Annotated in this window: 13 protein-coding genes and 2 rRNA genes; 9 read left to right on the top strand and 6 right to left on the bottom strand. The window is 43.0% G+C overall.

The annotated features are described in order from the left end of the window. Positions 1-107 (top strand): 23S ribosomal RNA (locus tag C9J12_RS18320); the annotation flags it as partial. 137 nt (positions 108-244) lie between these two features. Further along, positions 245-360: ribosomal RNA gene (gene rrf, locus C9J12_RS18325) — 5S ribosomal RNA — on the top strand. 712 nt (positions 361-1,072) lie between these two features. Here the strand turns inward: rrf and C9J12_RS18330 are convergent. From C9J12_RS18330 to C9J12_RS18340, 3 genes are all read right to left on the bottom strand, one after another. Further along, positions 1,073-2,437: a YjiH family protein gene (locus tag C9J12_RS18330; RefSeq protein ID WP_107244026.1), complete on the bottom strand. Its 1,365-nt coding sequence runs from the start codon at positions 2,435-2,437 to the stop codon at positions 1,073-1,075. A 317-nt stretch (positions 2,438-2,754) separates the two neighbouring features. Next, positions 2,755-4,110 (bottom strand): glutathione-disulfide reductase, encoded by a 1,356-nt coding sequence (gene gorA / locus C9J12_RS18335; protein ID WP_107244027.1) that lies wholly within the window; start codon positions 4,108-4,110, stop codon positions 2,755-2,757. A 175-nt stretch (positions 4,111-4,285) separates the two neighbouring features. Next, positions 4,286-5,125 (bottom strand): 23S rRNA (adenine(2030)-N(6))-methyltransferase RlmJ, encoded by an 840-nt coding sequence (locus tag C9J12_RS18340; protein WP_107244028.1) that lies wholly within the window; start codon positions 5,123-5,125, stop codon positions 4,286-4,288. Between the two features lie 256 nt (positions 5,126-5,381). On the opposite strand from C9J12_RS18340, the gene prlC reads away from it, so the two are divergent. Continuing rightward, entirely contained in the window at positions 5,382-7,424 is a 2,043-nt protein-coding gene (gene prlC / locus C9J12_RS18345; RefSeq protein ID WP_107244029.1) for an oligopeptidase A, read from the top strand. An 88-nt stretch (positions 7,425-7,512) separates the two neighbouring features. Here prlC and gppA read toward each other — a convergent pair whose 3' ends face one another. Together gppA and rhlB are read right to left on the bottom strand one after the other, a co-directional pair. After that, the gene (gene gppA / locus C9J12_RS18350) at positions 7,513-9,006 is read right to left on the bottom strand and encodes a guanosine-5'-triphosphate,3'-diphosphate diphosphatase (RefSeq protein ID WP_107244030.1); all 1,494 of its coding nucleotides are present in this window, start codon (positions 9,004-9,006) and stop codon (positions 7,513-7,515) included. 12 nt (positions 9,007-9,018) lie between these two features. Further along, positions 9,019-10,332: an ATP-dependent RNA helicase RhlB gene (rhlB, locus tag C9J12_RS18355; RefSeq protein WP_107244031.1), complete on the bottom strand. Its 1,314-nt coding sequence runs from the start codon at positions 10,330-10,332 to the stop codon at positions 9,019-9,021. A gap of 112 nt (positions 10,333-10,444) precedes the next feature. Here rhlB and trxA point away from each other — a divergent pair, with 112 nt between their 5' ends. The 6 genes from trxA (at position 10,445) to fre (ending at position 16,637) form a co-directional block, all read left to right on the top strand. Beyond that, a complete protein-coding gene (trxA, locus tag C9J12_RS18360) occupies positions 10,445-10,771 on the top strand; it encodes a thioredoxin TrxA (protein ID WP_006233409.1) in 327 nt (108 codons plus the stop codon). A 196-nt stretch (positions 10,772-10,967) separates the two neighbouring features. Further along, complete coding sequence (gene rho, locus C9J12_RS18365) at positions 10,968-12,230, top strand: transcription termination factor Rho (RefSeq protein WP_107244032.1); 1,263 nt, start codon at positions 10,968-10,970, stop codon at positions 12,228-12,230. A gap of 246 nt (positions 12,231-12,476) precedes the next feature. Continuing rightward, entirely contained in the window at positions 12,477-13,514 is a 1,038-nt protein-coding gene (locus C9J12_RS18370) for a hypothetical protein (protein WP_227876403.1), read from the top strand. Positions 13,515-13,702: 188 nt separating this feature from the next. Beyond that, the gene (gene ubiD / locus C9J12_RS18375) at positions 13,703-15,598 is read left to right on the top strand and encodes a 4-hydroxy-3-polyprenylbenzoate decarboxylase (RefSeq protein WP_107244034.1); all 1,896 of its coding nucleotides are present in this window, start codon (positions 13,703-13,705) and stop codon (positions 15,596-15,598) included. A gap of 19 nt (positions 15,599-15,617) precedes the next feature. Further along, positions 15,618-15,899, top strand: coding sequence for a 2Fe-2S iron-sulfur cluster-binding protein (locus C9J12_RS18380; RefSeq protein WP_107244035.1), 282 nt, complete (start codon positions 15,618-15,620; stop codon positions 15,897-15,899). Between the two features lie 27 nt (positions 15,900-15,926). Further along, positions 15,927-16,637 carry an NAD(P)H-flavin reductase gene (gene fre, locus C9J12_RS18385; protein ID WP_107244101.1) on the top strand — a complete coding sequence of 237 codons (711 nt, stop codon included), beginning with the start codon at positions 15,927-15,929 and terminating at the stop codon, positions 16,635-16,637. A gap of 172 nt (positions 16,638-16,809) precedes the next feature. Here the strand turns inward: fre and asnC are convergent, their stop codons facing one another. Beyond that, positions 16,810-17,271, bottom strand: a complete 462-nt coding sequence (asnC, locus tag C9J12_RS18390; protein ID WP_107244036.1) for a transcriptional regulator AsnC — start codon at positions 17,269-17,271, stop codon at positions 16,810-16,812. Positions 17,272-17,437: the final 166 nt, after the last annotated feature.

Raw genomic sequence — 17,437 nt, forward strand, 5'->3', positions numbered from 1 at the left:
TAAGTATCCTAAAGGGTTGTTGAAGACTACGACGTTGATAGGCAGGGTGTGTAAGTGCTGCGAGGCATTGAGCTAACCTGTACTAATTGCCCGTGAGGCTTAACCATACAACACCCAAGGGGTTTTTTACGGACTCCACGAACACTTGAATGGTGTTTGAGAACAGATTGTTTGTTATCGAAAGATAAACTAGTTAGATTTCCAAGATTGCTATTGCCAGCGAATGCTGACAATAAAGAATTTGTCTGGCGACCATAGCGCTGTGGCTCCACCTGATCCCATGCCGAACTCAGAAGTGAAACGCAGTTGCGCCGATGGTAGTGTGGGGTCTCCCCATGTGAGAGTAGGGCATCGCCAGGCGCCCAATTTAAGAAGGCCATCCGAAAGGATGGCCTTTTTTCGTATATACAGTGAAAATATTTATTATTACTCCAACCTAGAAAACTAGCGATCCAGCAGTCTTCTATCCCTTGAAATACTCTTCTCGCCTTTTAGCTATTTTCTAGCAAGTGACTCTAATACTAATCAAAACAAGTATCTGTTACTAAAGCAGTACAAACTCTCCCAGCAATATCACCATAATCCTTAAACGCTTGATTGGCTAAAAACAGCATTGTCGCATTCTAGCTACCTATCACGATGTTCCTTTCTAGAAACATATAGGACAGTTTGATCATGACATAGCGACTCAGAGCTCCCTTTCCCCCTTAATACTTGCTTTGCCAAATAGCCCACACACTACCTACTCATATTCATAACGGCATCATGATTCTTCCTGTGATAATTGATTGTTTCTAAAATACGGAGAACTAGAATGCTATATATGCTTAGTTGCCAATGAACTATATAAAAGTAAGCGCTTAGTAGCAGGGGGGCGCTGAAAGCTGTCTGGTTGGTGAGGGAGAGCTTATACCTATGACTAAGTCTTTATCTAATCTTATTCTTTGGTTGGTATTATCTGAAGAGGTAAGAATGGTAGCGTTGATATGAAGTTATAGAATTGGTGATATTGGGAAGGGTAAGCCTGAGGGGGGTAATGAAGCCTGCAGTTAAAACTGCAGGCTTTTGTATCTTAGAAGATGATATGTGCCATTAATGCGATGACTGGTAGAGTTACTAGTGTGCGTAGAATGAAGATAACAAACAGTTCCCATGCTTTTACTGGTACTTTACTACCAATTAGCAGCGCACCAATTTCAGACATGTAGATAAGTTGTGTTACCGACATTGCTGCAATAACAAAACGAGTCAGATCACTTTCGATGCCTGAAGCTAGAATCGAGGGTAAGAACATATCCGCAAAACCGACAACGATTGTTTTAGAGGCTTCAGTGGCTTCTGGTATTTGTAGTAACTCTAGGAAAGGAATAAATGGCATTCCTAGGTAATCAAAAATTGGTGTATTTTCAGCAACCACTAACGCTACGGTACCTATTGCCATTACGACTGGCAGTACGCCGAAAACCATATCAACAGCATTTTTTAGACCATCAAGCGCGATTGCTCGAAAGCTTTTTACTTCGCGAGCTTTATTTAAGGCTTGCTCTATACCGTATGAAAATATGTTGTGTCCAGCTGGTACTGCTTCATTGTCTGTCGATACTTTTGAACCATCAATGTAGGTATTCTTTTTATTCGATAGTGGTGGTAAACGTGGAACGATTATCGCGGCTACAAAACCAGCTAAACAAACTGTTAAGTAAAATGGGGCAAACATATGCTCCAAGTTAACTTGTGCGATAACCACTAAGCTAAAGGTAATAGAAACTGCGGAGAAAGTTGTACCAATGACAGCTGCTTCACGCTGAGTATATAAACCAGTCTCATATTGCTTACTTGTAAGAAGTACGCCAACACTGCCATCACCTAGCCATGATGCAATACAGTTAACTGATGAACGACCTGGCAAGCCGAAGATTGGGCGCATTATTTTCGTAAATAAGGTACCGAAAAATTCAAGTAGACCAAAATTAAGTAATAACGGTAATAACATACCAGCAAAAATAAACACCGAAAATAATACTGGTAGTAAGTCATTGAGTACCAGCCCGCCAGTATCACCACTGTGAATCGCTTCAGGTCCTATATTAAGGAAAGTCATTACTGCAAAAATAGCACCTAGTTGCTGCACTATAAACCATGCCATCGTTGGGTTCAGTAGACCATTTAGAAAGCTATTATTTAAAATAAATTTAGGTTTAACTACTTTTGTTATTAAGGACAAAACAGCAGTAAAGCTAATAATAAAGGTTACTATCGCCGTTAATTTATCATCAAATAGGGTTTGAATTGTTTTCGCTAAAATCGCGATCGGAATGGTAATAGTGCCCTGATAATCGACGGGTGCCATAAAAAGAAAGACACCTAATAGAGAGGGAAGAAGGAACATAAGCCAATTGGCCGTTGTAATTGGCTTTGCTTGTACCTGATCCTGCATGATTAACCTTTATCTTATAAATTCACTAGTGTGAATGACTGCTTTTTATCCTTGCGGAATAACTATTCACTGATTATCCATAATCAGGAGGGAGAAGGTTACATTTTTTACGACTATTTGGGAATACTGTAAGTGCAGAATTGTCTATTTATGCACTATTTGTGAGGTTTTTATTCTTTGTATGAGAGCTGTAAAGGTAAAATCAATAAGTTATAAAAAAGCATATGGCTTTTAGTTATTGGCTATCGAGTTCTATTTTTACCTGATAATAAAAAGGGAGGCTAACTAGCCTCCCTTTATATTTTACCTATTACGACTTAGCGCATAGTAACAAATTCTTCAGAACCTGTAGGGTGAATGGCTACAACGCTATCGAAATCTGCTTTGGTCGCACCCATCTTGATTGCAACACCGAAGCCTTGAATCATCTCATCAACTGTAAAGCCAATGCCGTGTAAGCCAACCACTGTTTCTTCAGGGCCAGCACAAACTAACTTCATTTTACAAGGCTGACGATGAGATGTAACTGCAGTGTACATTGCGGTAAAACCGGACGTATACACTTTGACGTTATCTTCGCCATACTGTGCAATAGCTTCAGGCTCTGTTAAACCAATGGTACCGATCGGTGGGTGGCTAAATACAACAGTAGGGATTAGTTTGTAATCCATCTTGGCTTCAGTTTTACCGTTAAATAGACGTTCAGATAGCTGGCGTCCTGCTTTAACAGCTACAGGAGTCAGTTCAATACCACCTTCCATAATGTCGCCAACACAATAAATACCAGCAACATTTGTTTGTTGGTATTCATCAACCTTGATATAGCCACGTGAATTAGTTTCAACGCCTGTTGATGCTAGGTTTATTTTGTCTGTCGTTGGATTACGACCAATAGCCCAGATCAGTAGGTCGGTATTGTGCGACTCACCATTTTCGAAGTGTAATGTTGTTGAACCATCAGCTTCTTTGATGATTTCTTTAGGAATTGAATGCGTATGAAGGGTTGGACCTTCTGCATTCATGACTTCCACTAATGTTTCAACGATCAATGGATCAAAGCTACGCAGTGGTGATTCTTTACGAACGAACAGGTGAGTATCTGTACCTAATGCACTTAAAACACCTGCAATTTCAACAGCAATATAACCTGCACCAATGACAGCTGTACGCTTAGGCTGTTCGTTCAAGTCAAAGAAGCCGTTTGAGTCGATGCCATGTTCAGCACCAGGAATATTCGGGATTGTTGGCTCACCACCCACAGCAATTAAGATGTGGTCTGCTGTTAAATGCTCACCATTTACTTCAATTGTTTTTTCATTAACAAATTTAGCAAAGCCATTAATCACTTCGATCTTATTCTTACCAAGAACGTTGTCATATGCTTGGTGAATACGACCGATGTATGCTTCACGGTTTTTAACTAGTGTGCTCCAATTGAAGCTTTTCACATCAACATCAAAGCCATAGTCTTTTGAGTAAAGGTGGATCGCTTCAGCAATTTGAGCACCATGCCACATTACTTTTTTCGGTACACATCCGACGTTTACACAGGTACCACCCAGTGCTTTTGCTTCTATAAGGGCAACTTTTGCGCCGTGCATTGCAGCACGGTTAGCTGATGCAATGCCGCCACTTCCGCCACCAATACAAATGTAATCAAAATGCTTCGCCATGACTTTCTCCGCTTAATTTTATGATTTATGAGCTGAACCTAGTGTAATCAAGAAATAGAAGAGTTACGAGAGGTGTGAATCGAGAAAGCTGATTCAGCTTAGATCATTAATCGAAGATAGAAAGAAGGCGATTGAAACATCGCCTTACTGAAGGGGGGTATAATCGTATTAACTCTTATTCAGGTACTACCCATGTAATTGAATGGTGACCATGATTAGGTGCAATAGCTTGTTGTAACCAAGGAAGAATAGTCTGCATTTGACTCTCTAATTTCCACGGTGGGTTGATAACAATCATGCCTGAAGCCGTCATACCACGCTCGGTCGTATCTGGCTCAACGCCTAATTCAATTTGTAAGATATTACGGATACCACACTTCTCAAGACCTTTAAGCATTTTATCGATGTTTTCGCGGTAAACAACAGGGTACCAAATTGCATAGGTCCCCGTTGCCCAACGCTTATGGCTATCAGCTATAGCGCTTACGACATCCATATATTCATGCTTAAGCTCATAAGGCGGGTCGATAAGTACCACACCACGTCGCTCTTTAGGGGGTAAACTGCCCTTTAATCGTAAGAATGCATCTTCTTTATACATGCGTACTTGGCGATCGCCTCGGAACTCTTGCAATAATAAAGGAAAATCGGCCGGGTGAAGTTCAGTTAGCACCATACGGTCTTGTTCACGTATCTGAGCGCGAGCAACACTCGGTGAACCAGGGTAATACCGCAGTTCTTCCGTTTCATTCAGCGCTTTTATTGCTTCGATATAAGAGGTGATTTCAGCTGGAATATCATCACGAGACCAAAGGCGTGCAATACCTTGTTTGAATTCACCCGTTTTTTCGCTGCGCTCATCTTGCAGATCATAACGACCCACACCAGAGTGCGTATCGTGGTAGACGAAAGGCTTATCTTTTTGCTTGAGTGCATCTAGGATCAAACTTTGGACAATATGTTTAACCACATCGGCATGGTTGCCTGCGTGGAAGCTGTGGCGATAACTCAGCATGAATTGGTCTCTGTGCTAATTTGAAAGTATTTATGAGTGGCTATTATGGCGGATTAGCCATGAATATCCAGATGAGTGGCGAACTTTAGTTGCTAGCTATGCGTACTGTATGTAAAAGCTTGTAGGCAATATTCAGTTTTGTTTTATTTAATCGAAAGATATTACAAGCAGTTCGACCATAATGAGTAAATAAGGGATTGAATTAACACGCCCGCACACACATCTAAACAATAATAAAAGAATTAAGGATACGCGCATGTCTAACCCATTATTGTCCATGACGGCTTTGCCACCGTTTTCTCTGATAAAGCCTGAGCATATAAAGCCAGCAGTTGAACAGGCGATTGCCGATTGCCGTGCGAAAGTAGAAGAAGTACTTACCAATAGCGATTTGGTAAGTTGGGAAACGATTTGCGTTCCACTCGCAGAGACGGATGATCGACTTAGCCGTATTTGGTCTCCTGTTGGGCATCTTAATGGTGTTAAAAATAGCGCTGAATTACGTGAAGCGTATGAAAGCTGCTTACCTATTTTATCTGATTACGGTACGTGGGTGGGTCAGCACAAAGGTTTATATGAAGCATATAAAGCCATTAAAGCGAGTGATGAGTTTGCTACGTTGTCTCAAGCACAGCAAAAAACGATAACCGATGCACTCAAAGATTTCGAATTGTCAGGCATTGGTTTACCTGCCAAAGAGCAACATCGTTATGGTGAAATTAGTAAGCGACTTTCAGAATTAGCATCAACGTTTAGCAATAACGTGTTAGATGCAACGATGGGATGGAGCAAACTGATTACAGATGAATCGGCATTGGAAGGCTTGCCTGAATCTGCAATACAAGCAGCAAAAGCGAATGCAGAAGCCAAAGATAAAGAAGGCTACTTATTTACGCTTGAAATTCCCTCTTATTTACCGGTTATGACTTATTGTGCTAATCGTGAATTACGTCAGGAAATGTATCAAGCATTTGTTACTCGTGCTTCAGATCGTGGTCCAAATGCTGGTGAGTGGGATAACAGCGAAATCATTGCTGAAAAATTAAAGCTGAGCCATGAAATTGCACGTTTATTAGGTTTTAACACTTACAGTGAAAAATCACTTGCGACGAAAATGGCGGAATCTCCAGAGCAAGTATTGGGTTTTCTTAATAATCTTGCTGTACGCGCAAAACCACAAGCTGAACGTGAAGTGTCAGAGCTTCGTGACTATGCGAAAACTGAATTTGGTGCAGAAGATCTAGAACCGTGGGATTTGTCTTTTTATTCCGAGAAATTGAAACAACACCGTTATAGCATTTCAGATGAACAGCTTCGCCCGTATTTCCCAGAGAAAAAAGCCGTCGCAGGTTTGTTTGAAGTACTTAAGCGTGTCTTTGGGATGGATGTGAAGCAGCGCGAGGGTATCGAGGTATGGGATGACACTGTTACCTTCTACGATATTTTTGATGCAACTGGCGAGCTCCGTGGCAGTTTTTATCTTGATTTGTATGCCCGTGAACACAAGCGTGGCGGTGCATGGATGGATGAATGTGCCGTACGTCGTATATGCGCCGATGGTAGCTTACAAACCCCTGTCGCATACCTAACGTGTAACTTTAATAAACCCATTGGCGATAAGCCTGCATTGTTTACCCATGATGAATTGGTCACTTTATTCCATGAAACTGGCCATGGTATTCACCATATGTTGACGCAAGTTGATGCGCCATCTGTTTCTGGTATCAATGGTGTGCCGTGGGATGCGGTTGAATTACCGAGTCAGTTCCTCGAAAACTGGTGCTGGGAAGAGGAAGCGTTGGCATTTATTTCTGGTCACTTTGAAACGGGTGAGCCTTTACCGAAAGAAATGCTAGATAAAATGTTGGCGGCAAAAAACTTTCAATCCGCGATGGGTATTTTACGTCAGTTGGAGTTTGGTCTGTTCGATTTCAGCCTATACACCAACTATGATCCAGAAGTGGGTGCGCAGGTATTAGAAACATTATTTGATGTGAAATCGCGAGTATCTGTCGTACCTAGCCCTGAATGGGGACGTTTCCCGCATAGCTTTAGCCATATTTTTGCCGGTGGTTACAGTGCGGGTTATTACAGCTACCTATGGGCAGAGCTATTATCTGCCGATGCATTTTCTCGTTTTGAGGATGAAGGTATTTTTAACCAAGCAACAGGTGCTGACTTCCTACATTGCATTCTAGAGCGTGGCGGTAGTGAAGAGCCTATGGACCTTTTTAAACGTTTCCGCGGGCGTGAGCCTCAACTGGATGCGATGCTACGTCACTGTGGTATTACAGGCTAACTAGCATCATTGAGATGTAAAACTAAGATGTAATAAAAAAGGCTCCCGAGGGAGCCTTTTTTAATCGAACAGGTTGTGAATATTAGCGTTATTCGCTTTCTTCAAGAACCAAAGGCCAACCCATGTCAGTTTGACGGGTGGCTTCTTGTTGTAACTCAACGCGACTTAACGGGTTAGCTAATAGCCAAGCCGCTGGTAATGTCAGAACCAGTTTGTTCTCAGCGACCGATAAACTAAATGGCGGCTGCTGGTTGTGATCACGACGATGACAGAGAATAACGGCTAAACGTAACAGACGTAAAATACGGGCAGCACTTTGAGCTGACAGTGCATGCTGTTCCGGTAGACTCGTTAACTGCTCGCGGAAGCGACGCAGTAATTCTGCTATCAAATGTTTCTGTGCGCGAGTAAAACCTGGTAAATCAATGTGATTGATCAGGTAAGCGGCATGTTCACCGCTTTTCTTGAACTCAATACTGGTACCGATTTCATGTAAACATACGCTTGCATGAAGCAGATATTGTGCCTGAGGTTCTAATTGCCATTCTTCATCGCAACGAGATAGTAACGCCATCGCAGTATTAGTCACCGCACTTGCGTGACTGGTATCGAGCTGAAAACGCTCTTGAACGCTGGTAAGTGTACGTTCACGTACATCATGGTGACGCATTTTGCTCATCATTTCATACACCATACCTTCACGTAGGGCGCCGCCAGCCAGAGTCATTGATTCGATGTTCAATGATTCAAACACAGCGATTAAAATGGATAAGCCGCTCGGAAAGACCAGCGCGCGTTCCAGAGTCAGACCTTCAATATCTAAGTCTTCTAAGCGTTCATACTGCATTGCTTGGCGCTGCATGCGCTTTAGCTTCGAAAGGGTGATGATTTCATCCATTCCTTGGGCCAGCATGATTTCCTGCAGGGCTTGTACGGTACCACTGGCACCCACACAAGTTTCCCAGCCTAGCTGGGTATACTGCTCAACGATTGGCTCAATCGCATTTTTTGCAGCATTAATGGCAGCGTCAAAATTTTCAGCCGTTAAGTAGCGATCTTTGAAGTAGCGTTCTAACCAAGTCACACAGCCAATTTTCAGGCTGGTTAATGCGCTGGCATCAAAGCCCTCGCCAATAATGACTTCGGTACTCGCACCACCAATATCGACCACTAAACGCTTGTCACTGCCACCAGAGGTGTGGGCTACACCTTGATAGATAATCCGGGCTTCTTCTTCTCCGGGAATCACATCGACCTTGCTACCAAGGATATCTTTTGCTTTGGAAAGAAATATATCAGCATTGACTGCAGTACGAAGTGCCGCAGTACCAATAATGCGAACACGCTCAGCAGGTATATCCTGTAAACGTTCTGCAAATAGACTGAGGCAGTCCCATCCGCGTTGCATTGCTTCTTCACTCAATTCGTTTTGGCTATTCAGCCCTGCCGCTAAACGTACTTTACGTTTAATTTTAGCCAGAGTTTGCACACTGCCAGCGACTTCACGAACAATCCACATATGAAAGCTATTAGAGCCTAAATCAATTGCGGCATATAAAGATGATATTGAATTCCTTTCCATAGGCATATGTTCTTATTGTTGCTTCTGTGATTGTGGATGACGTCGGTTATTATTACGAGGACGTGACTGTCCTTGACCCTGACGGTTTCCATTAGGACGACGGTTTCCACCTTGACGCGGCGTTCGCTGAAGGCGAAGCGGTGCTGGTAGCTCGTCTAACAATGCTTCAGAGTTATACTTTGATAATGGAATTGGGTGTTCAATGTAAGTTTCGATAGCAGGAAGGTTAATTGCGTATTCTTCACATGCAAAACTGATTGAACAACCGCTTTCGCCTGCACGACCAGTACGGCCGATACGGTGTACGTAATCTTCAGCATCATCAGGTAGGTCGTAATTATAAACGTGTGTTACTTGTGGAATATGTAAACCACGAGCAGCTACATCGGTTGCCACTAGAATATCGATATCACCTTGGGTGAACTGTTCTAGAATACGAACACGTTTTTTCTGCGGTACATCGCCATTCAATAGACCAACACGGTGGTTATCGGCAGCTAGGTGGCCCCAGATGTCTTCACAACGGTGCTTTGTATTAGCAAAGATAATGGCGCGATCTGGCCACTCTTCTTCGATTAGAGTCTGTAGAAGGCGCATTTTTTCCTGATTAGAAGGATAGAAAAGCTCTTCTTGAATACGATGTCCCGTTTTTTGATCCGGTTCAACAACCACACTTTCAGGGCTGTTCATGTGTTCGAATGCTAGTTCTTTTACACGGTAAGACAATGTTGCAGAGAACAACATGTTCAAACGTGCTTTAGGTGCTGGCATGCGACGGAACAAAAAGCGAATGTCTTTAATAAAACCTAAATCGAACATACGATCGGCTTCATCAAGTACAACCACCTGAATAGAGGCTAAGTCGATAACACGCTGCTTGTAGAAGTCGATAATACGACCACAAGTACCGATAAGGATATCAACGCCTTCAGCAAATACTTTCTGTTGCTTTTCATACGCTTCACCACCGTATGCTAGACCAGCTTTTAGACCGGTACTTGCAAGTAGTGGCGCGGCATCATTGTAAATCTGGATAGCCAGTTCACGGGTTGGTGCCATGATAATAGCGCGAGGCTGGTTAGTTTTGCGCTCATCCGATGCGGGATTAAGAAGCAAATAATTAAAAGTCGCGGTCAAAAAAGCCAGGGTTTTCCCTGTACCTGTTTGAGCCTGACCTGCGATGTCTTGGCCGGTGAGCACAACCGGCAATGCTAAAGCTTGGATCGGGGTACAATAATGAAACCCTTGTGCGTCCAGTCCTTCTAAAACCGTAGGCTCTAAACCTAGGTCAGCAAATTTCTGCTCTGTGATGTGAGTCGTCTTCATTCGTATAGAATATCAGCTTAGGGTTGCAATACGAAACGTATTCCATTCAAATAGGGCAACGATTTGCTGGTTAAAAATAAAATCAGCTAAAAATCAACCATTGGAGTGGAAGATGAACGACAAGATTGTGCAGCTAACAGACGCAACTTTTGACAGCGATGTAGTGAATGCTGCTGGTCCGGTATTGGTCGATTTTTGGGCTGAATGGTGTGGTCCTTGTAAGATGATTGCCCCAATTCTTGACGAAATCGCCAACGAGTACGAAGGCAAAGTGACGATCGGTAAATTAAATATTGATCAAAACGCAGCAACACCGCCAAAATTTGGCATTCGTGGCATCCCAACATTATTGCTCTTTAAAGATGGTAGTGTGGCTGCAACGAAAGTAGGGGCTCTTTCTAAGACCCAGCTAAAAGAGTTCCTTGACGCGAACTTATAAGCAGCTTTGTGTGAACTATGTGCAATTTCTAAGTTGTACATAGTTTGTCTTCCGTCTATGCTAGACGGTAGGAATCTTTAGTGCTAACGTAATGCACATAAATTGCTATTCCGTTCATTTCTTGACCAGCCCCTTGGTCAACTCTATCTTAAACCAAAATAGAACCCCGATTTTGACAGACAAGAAACCCACCACTATGAATCTTACAGAACTGAAGAGCCAACCAATTCCAAAGTTGGTTGCACTTAGCGAAAGCTTGGGCCTAGAGAATCTAGCGCGCTTGAGAAAACAAGACATTATCTTCTCTATTCTCAAACAACACGCGAAAGGTGGTGAGGATATTTTTGGCGATGGTGTTCTAGAAATCCTTCAAGACGGCTTCGGCTTCCTTCGCTCTTCAGATAGTTCTTACCTTGCTGGCCCTGATGATATTTATGTATCTCCAAGCCAGATTCGTCGTTTCAACCTTCGTACTGGTGATACCGTTGCCGGAAAGATTCGTCCACCGAAAGATGGCGAACGTTATTTTGCACTACTTAAAGTAAATGCAGTTAACTACGACAAACCAGACAACGCACGTAATAAGATCTTATTTGAAAATCTGACTCCACTGCACGCGAACGATCGTATGCGTATGGAGCGTGGTAACGGCTCGACGGAAGATATCACTGCACGTGTTCTTGATTTAGCATCTCCGATTGGTAAAGGTCAGCGTGGTCTGATTGTTGCTCCGCCTAAAGCGGGTAAAACCATTTTGCTTCAAAACATTGCACAAAGTATTGCCCACAACCACCCTGAGTGTTTGTTGATGGTTTTACTTATCGACGAACGTCCGGAAGAAGTAACTGAGATGCAACGCCTCGTTAAAGGTGAAGTTATTGCATCAACGTTTGACGAGCCAGCATCACGTCACGTACAAGTGGCAGAAATGGTTATCGAGAAAGCAAAACGTCTTGTTGAACACAAGAAAGATGTTGTTATCCTGCTTGACTCAATCACACGTCTAGCGCGTGCATACAACACTGTTGTTCCTTCATCTGGTAAGGTACTTACAGGTGGTGTTGATGCTAATGCCCTTCACCGTCCTAAGCGTTTCTTCGGTGCGGCACGTAATGTTGAAGAGGGTGGTAGCTTAACAATCATCGCGACAGCATTGGTTGATACCGGCTCTAAGATGGATGAAGTTATCTACGAAGAGTTTAAAGGTACAGGTAACATGGAATTGCACCTATCTCGTAAGATTGCTGAGAAACGTGTATTCCCTGCGATTGACTTCAACCGTTCTGGTACTCGTCGTGAAGAGTTATTGGCTAAGCCTGACGAATTACAGAAAATGTGGATCCTGCGCAAGATTGTTCACCCAATGGGCGAGACAGACAGCATGGAATTCCTGATCGACAAACTGTCGATGACGAAGACGAATAATGAGTTCTTTGACGCAATGCGTCGTCAGAAATAATAATCGAAACTGTTTACGTCACAGTTTGATAAAACGCCACCTTATGTGGCGTTTTTTATTGGATAAAATTCCGGCATACTGCAGCTGGAATATCAAAAATTAAACAGTATTCAATTGGTTGCGCATTTTAATCGCGAGTACATTTCATAGGATTGAAATTTGTCTCTGATTTTTATTTACAATATGCTCAATTTCATTGAATCAATACAACCTTACGACATATGAAAGCATCAGGATGGTCATCGTATGAATACGTTAAAAGGTTGTCCTTTCTATTTAGGAGGCAACATGCGACAAGGAATGTGCATGGTCGTCTTGCTACTTGCAGGATGTATTCAATCTGCTTTAGCGGTTGAGATCACTGAAAAAAAGGTGCATGAGGTTGCGATGTCGCCTCAAGTGGTCAATCGTGTTGTGGCATTAATTAAATTGTACGAGAAGAGTGATTTTCGAGCCCTCGAATTCAACCTTTCTCAAATCTCCCCATTAAAACAAGAATCCGTTCGTAGTCAGCTTATTCAACATGCTGTGAGTTATGGCCAGCTTGATCAAGATAAAGCGACTTGGTTACAGGTTCAGGCTGAGCGTCAATCGAACTTTACGATTATAGAGCAGGGTGATGGCTACCTTGTGACGAAAGCAGCATTTCCATACGGAACCCAAGCTCGAAAGTTAGTACTTCATTGGCAACAGACATTGTTAGCCGACAAAATGGTGATCCAAGCCGAAGAGGGTTCACTCATACTGTCAAAATGGCTCGCTGGTGATATTTTTCATCAAAAAGAACAACGTGATATCTTCCTCGAAAAATTGCCAGATCTTTCATCTATGGCACTTAATAAACTAGTGGCTCAATTTTCTTCTGATCCCCAATTGATGTGGCTGCCTGATAACGCGATTATTGCCAGCCTAGCTAAGCAAACCGGTGATGAGTCAATGTACCGCTTATTATGGCGACGTCGTACGGATCAATACAGCCAAGCAGAGCTTACTCGCTTAGTGAATAAGGCCCCCGATCCTCAAGCAATTGAGCAATTAATGGCAGCCACCAGTAACCCATCATTAAAGCAACAAGCCTACCGTTCGTTAGTGTTATTAAAACCTATGCCACCACAGACTCGTGAATTCCTACAAGGAAAACTCAATGAAGTGGATGATGGCAAAGTTGTTGCCGTGCAGTTGGCTCAGCAGGGTTATAGCAGTTGGCTAGAACAATTGGCTGAATCCAGTGGTAACAAGGTATTACAAAAAAACTTACAATCGGCATTGGCTAATTTACCGTAGTACCTTGTATGAGCAGATTACATGTTTTGTTACCGCAAACGGTTGGTGCTTATTCTGGTATTCAGAGGTAAGAACCGTGTGTTCAAGTTAACAAATCGTTATAATGTCGCTAATTTGATGGAAAATAGTCGTCATGTTTTACATGGCATCAACGCTATTTAATCTTTTATTGGCAACGGGTAGCCCCTATGAAATTTAAGGATCTGCGAGACTTTATTGATTACCTCGAACAAGAAGGTCAATTAAAGCGCATTAAGCAGCCTATCGATCCAAATCAGGAAATCACTGAAATCTGTGACCGTACTTTACGTGCGGGTGGTCCAGCATTACTGTTTGAAAACCCTATTGGTTATGATATTCCGATACTCGCGAACCTTTTTGGCACCCCTGAACGCGTAGCGATGGGCATGGGTCGCCAAGACGTTAAAGAGTTACGTGAAGTCGGGAAATTGCTTGCTTACTTAAAAGAACCTGAGCCCCCTCGCGGGTTTCGGGATGCCATGGATAAGCTTCCCGTGTTCAAACAAGTATTGAACATGCCAACGAAACGTCTGCGAAAAGCGCCTTGTCAGCAAGTGATCTGGGAAGGTGACGATGTTGATTTAGATAAAATCCCCGTAATGAGCTGTTGGCCTGATGATGTTGCACCACTGTTAACATGGGGTTTAACGATTACCAAAGGGCCGAATAAACCTCGTCAGAACTTGGGTATTTATCGCCAACAAAAAATTGCAAAAAATAAGATCATTATGCGTTGGTTGGCTCACCGTGGTGGTGCGTTAGATCTGCGTGACTGGATGGAAACTCATCCTGGCGAACCGTTTCCTATTTCTGTGGCTTTTGGTGCTGATCCAGCGACAATTCTGGGTGCGGTTACCCCTGTGCCAGACACCTTATCGGAGTATGCATTTGCAGGCTTGCTACGTGGTAGTAAAACGGAAGTAGTAAAAAGCCTTAGTAACGACTTAGATATACCAGCAAGTGCTGAAATTGTGCTTGAAGGCTATATCGATCCTAATGAATTTGCAGATGAAGGTCCGTATGGTGACCACACGGGTTACTACAACGAAGTTGAACGTCATCATGTGTTTACCATTACGCATATAACGATGCGTAAAGATCCTATTTATCACAGCACGTATACAGGACGTCCGCCTGATGAACCAGCAGTATTAGGGTTGGCACTCAACGAAGTCTTTGTGCCTATTTTGCAAAAGCAGTTCCCCGAAATTGTGGATTTTTACTTACCGCCTGAAGGGTGTTCGTACCGCATGGCCGTCGTAACAATGAAAAAACAATATCCGGGTCATGCGAAACGCGTGATGATGGGGGTGTGGTCTTTTTTACGTCAGTTTATGTACACAAAATTTGTAATTGTCCTTGATGATGACGTGAACGCACGTGACTGGAATAGTGTTATTCAGGCTATAACAACAAGGATGGATCCGGTTCGTGATGCTCTGCTGATAGAAAATACACCGATTGATTCACTCGACTTTGCATCTCCTGTGTGTGGTCTTGGCTCAAAGATGGGGCTGGATGCCACTGTGAAGTGGGAAGCTGAAACCGCGAGTACACCCCGTGGAACCAGTCAGGCAAAGCCGGATTTCGATATTGAAACGGGCATTCGTACCTTACTCATGCAATTTTCAGAGATTGTCGATTTCTATTTACCGCAAGAAGCGGATAAAAATAGTATGGCCATCGTGAGTATCAAAAAAGATGCCGCAGGTCATGCGACTCGTGTGATGGACGGAGTCTGGTTGTTTCTGAGCCAGTTTACGGATGCGAAATTTGTGATTGTATGTGACGATGATGTCAATGTACGCGATTGGAATGATGTTATTTGGGCGATAACCACCCGAATGGATCCAAGCCGCGATACATTACTGATCGCCAATACACCGATAGATTCATTGGATCTTACTTCGCCTGTTGTCGGTTTAGGCTCTAAAATGGGACTAGATGCGACCAATAAATGGCAAGGTGAAACGGCTCGCGAATGGGGTACACCTATTACCAAAGATCCAGAAATCGTTGCAAAGGTGGATACCATCTGGAACGAACTGGGTATTTTAGATTAACTATTTAGGTTAATTCACGATGTCAGAAACTGAAACGAAGCATCAAATACACCTATTGCCTCATGATCTTGTTTTTATTGCCAGCGAGCAAGAAACGATCTTAGAGGCTGCGCTCAACGCAGGTGTTGCTTTCCCTAACCGTTGTCAGGTTGGAGCATGTGCGATGTGTATGTGCCAAAAAGTTTCTGGCGAGATAAGCTACCAACTAGAGCCTATGCTTACAGAGAAAGAGCAGGCGCAAGGTTGGGTGTTTACCTGTCAGGCCGTCGCGCAGAGCGATGTGGTTTTACAGTTAGATTAGAGGAATATAATGTCAGCGATAACAGCAATGCCCATCAAATGTGAAGTGACGTCAGTAGAGCCACTCGCCTGTAATACATTTCGTATTCTGCTAAAACCAGAACAGAATGTTGATTATAAAGCCGGTCAGTATCTACTCGCGGTAATGGGCGAGAAAGATAAGCGCCCATTTTCGATTGCAAGCAGCCCTTGCCGTGATGGTGAGCTTGAATTACATATCGGCGCTGCAGAGCATAACCCTTATGCGATTGAAGTTGTTGAAGCCATGAAGACAGCGTTAGCAAATGGTACAACCGTTGAAATTGAAGCCCCACATGGTGACGCTTGGGTTCGTGATGATAGCGACAAGCCGTTATTGATGATTGCTGGTGGTACGGGCTTTTCTTATGTACGTAGTATCTTAGATAACTGCTTAAGCCGTGGTGTTACTCAACCTATCTTTGTCTATTGGGGGGGGCGTGATGCTTGTCAGCTTTATGCGCACGATGAACTGCAAGCATTAGCGAAACAGCACAGTAACCTTACCTATATACCTGTCGTTGAAGATGCACCGAAAGAGTGGGTTGGTAAAACAGGGAATGTACTAGAAGCCGTTAGCAATGATTTTGTTAGCCTATCAGCGTACGACATTTATTTGTGTGGTCGCTTTGAAATGGCAGGCGCGGCTCGTGAGCAATTCACGGCAGAAAAAGGTGCAGATCGCGAGCGTATGTTTGCTGATGCATTTGCATTTATCTAATTAAGAATACGATGAGTAGCGTGTGACTATCTGAGGTTAGTCGCTGATTCCAAAACTGCGTTAGTTTAACGATTAATATTGAAAGGCGAGATTATCGATCTCGCCTTTTCTATTTGAGCCGTATTATTTTCAGCTATATTGCCAAAAAAGCAGCACGGGTATTGAGCTGATATTAAGGTTTTACGTTACGACTAATTGGATTTTGCAGCGAAATTAATGTTTCAGTCGATTGTACTTCATCGATAGCTTGAAGCTTATCAATGAGTACATATTGCAGTTCTTCAATCGAATGGCACATCAGTTTAACGAAAATGTTATAAGCGCCAGTGGTGTAATACGCCTCAACGACTTCATCCAACTCTTTGAGCTTTTCTATGGCGGAATGGTAATCGCGTGCAGCATTTAAATTAATACCAATGAAACAACATACGTCATAGCCCAATAATTTAGGATTCACCACCACTTCAGTTCCTGTGATGATTTCTGATGTTCGCATTTTTTCTACCCGAACATGCACGGTAGCTGGGCTTACATTAAAACGCTTTGCCATTTCGGCGTAAGGTATTCTCGCATCATGCATTAATGCTTTTAAAATATCGCGATCTAAGTCATCAATCCGAGGGTGCTGGGTCATTATTTTAGCCAATCCATTGTTTATACGTAACAGCTCATATCTTATACTGTTTTGCATTTCAGGTTCATACCTAACAATAAAATAGAGTTATAAGCACTGTAAAGGAATGACAGTGCCCAGTGGCTGATTCACCTCATTCCAGGTAACCAAGATCTTGTTGTCGTTT

Source organism: Photobacterium frigidiphilum (assembly GCF_003025615.1).
GTDB lineage: Bacteria > Pseudomonadota > Gammaproteobacteria > Enterobacterales > Vibrionaceae > Photobacterium > Photobacterium frigidiphilum.

Excerpts from the sequence above, each read along its gene's own strand:
- C9J12_RS18330 (WP_107244026.1), bottom strand. The coding sequence starts at position 2,437 with ATGCAGGATCAGGTACAAGCAAAGCCAATTACAACGGCCAATTGGCTT.
- gorA (WP_107244027.1), bottom strand. The coding sequence starts at position 4,110 with ATGGCGAAGCATTTTGATTACATTTGTATTGGTGGCGGAAGTGGCGGC.
- C9J12_RS18340 (WP_107244028.1), bottom strand. The coding sequence starts at position 5,125 with ATGCTGAGTTATCGCCACAGCTTCCACGCAGGCAACCATGCCGATGTG.
- prlC (WP_107244029.1), top strand. The coding sequence starts at position 5,382 with ATGTCTAACCCATTATTGTCCATGACGGCTTTGCCACCGTTTTCTCTG.
- gppA (WP_107244030.1), bottom strand. The coding sequence starts at position 9,006 with ATGGAAAGGAATTCAATATCATCTTTATATGCCGCAATTGATTTAGGC.
- rhlB (WP_107244031.1), bottom strand. The coding sequence starts at position 10,332 with ATGAAGACGACTCACATCACAGAGCAGAAATTTGCTGACCTAGGTTTA.
- trxA (WP_006233409.1), top strand. The coding sequence starts at position 10,445 with ATGAACGACAAGATTGTGCAGCTAACAGACGCAACTTTTGACAGCGAT.
- rho (WP_107244032.1), top strand. The coding sequence starts at position 10,968 with ATGAATCTTACAGAACTGAAGAGCCAACCAATTCCAAAGTTGGTTGCA.
- C9J12_RS18370 (WP_227876403.1), top strand. The coding sequence starts at position 12,477 with ATGAATACGTTAAAAGGTTGTCCTTTCTATTTAGGAGGCAACATGCGA.
- ubiD (WP_107244034.1), top strand. The coding sequence starts at position 13,703 with ATGAAATTTAAGGATCTGCGAGACTTTATTGATTACCTCGAACAAGAA.
- C9J12_RS18380 (WP_107244035.1), top strand. The coding sequence starts at position 15,618 with ATGTCAGAAACTGAAACGAAGCATCAAATACACCTATTGCCTCATGAT.
- fre (WP_107244101.1), top strand. The coding sequence starts at position 15,927 with ATGCCCATCAAATGTGAAGTGACGTCAGTAGAGCCACTCGCCTGTAAT.
- asnC (WP_107244036.1), bottom strand. The coding sequence starts at position 17,271 with ATGACCCAGCACCCTCGGATTGATGACTTAGATCGCGATATTTTAAAA.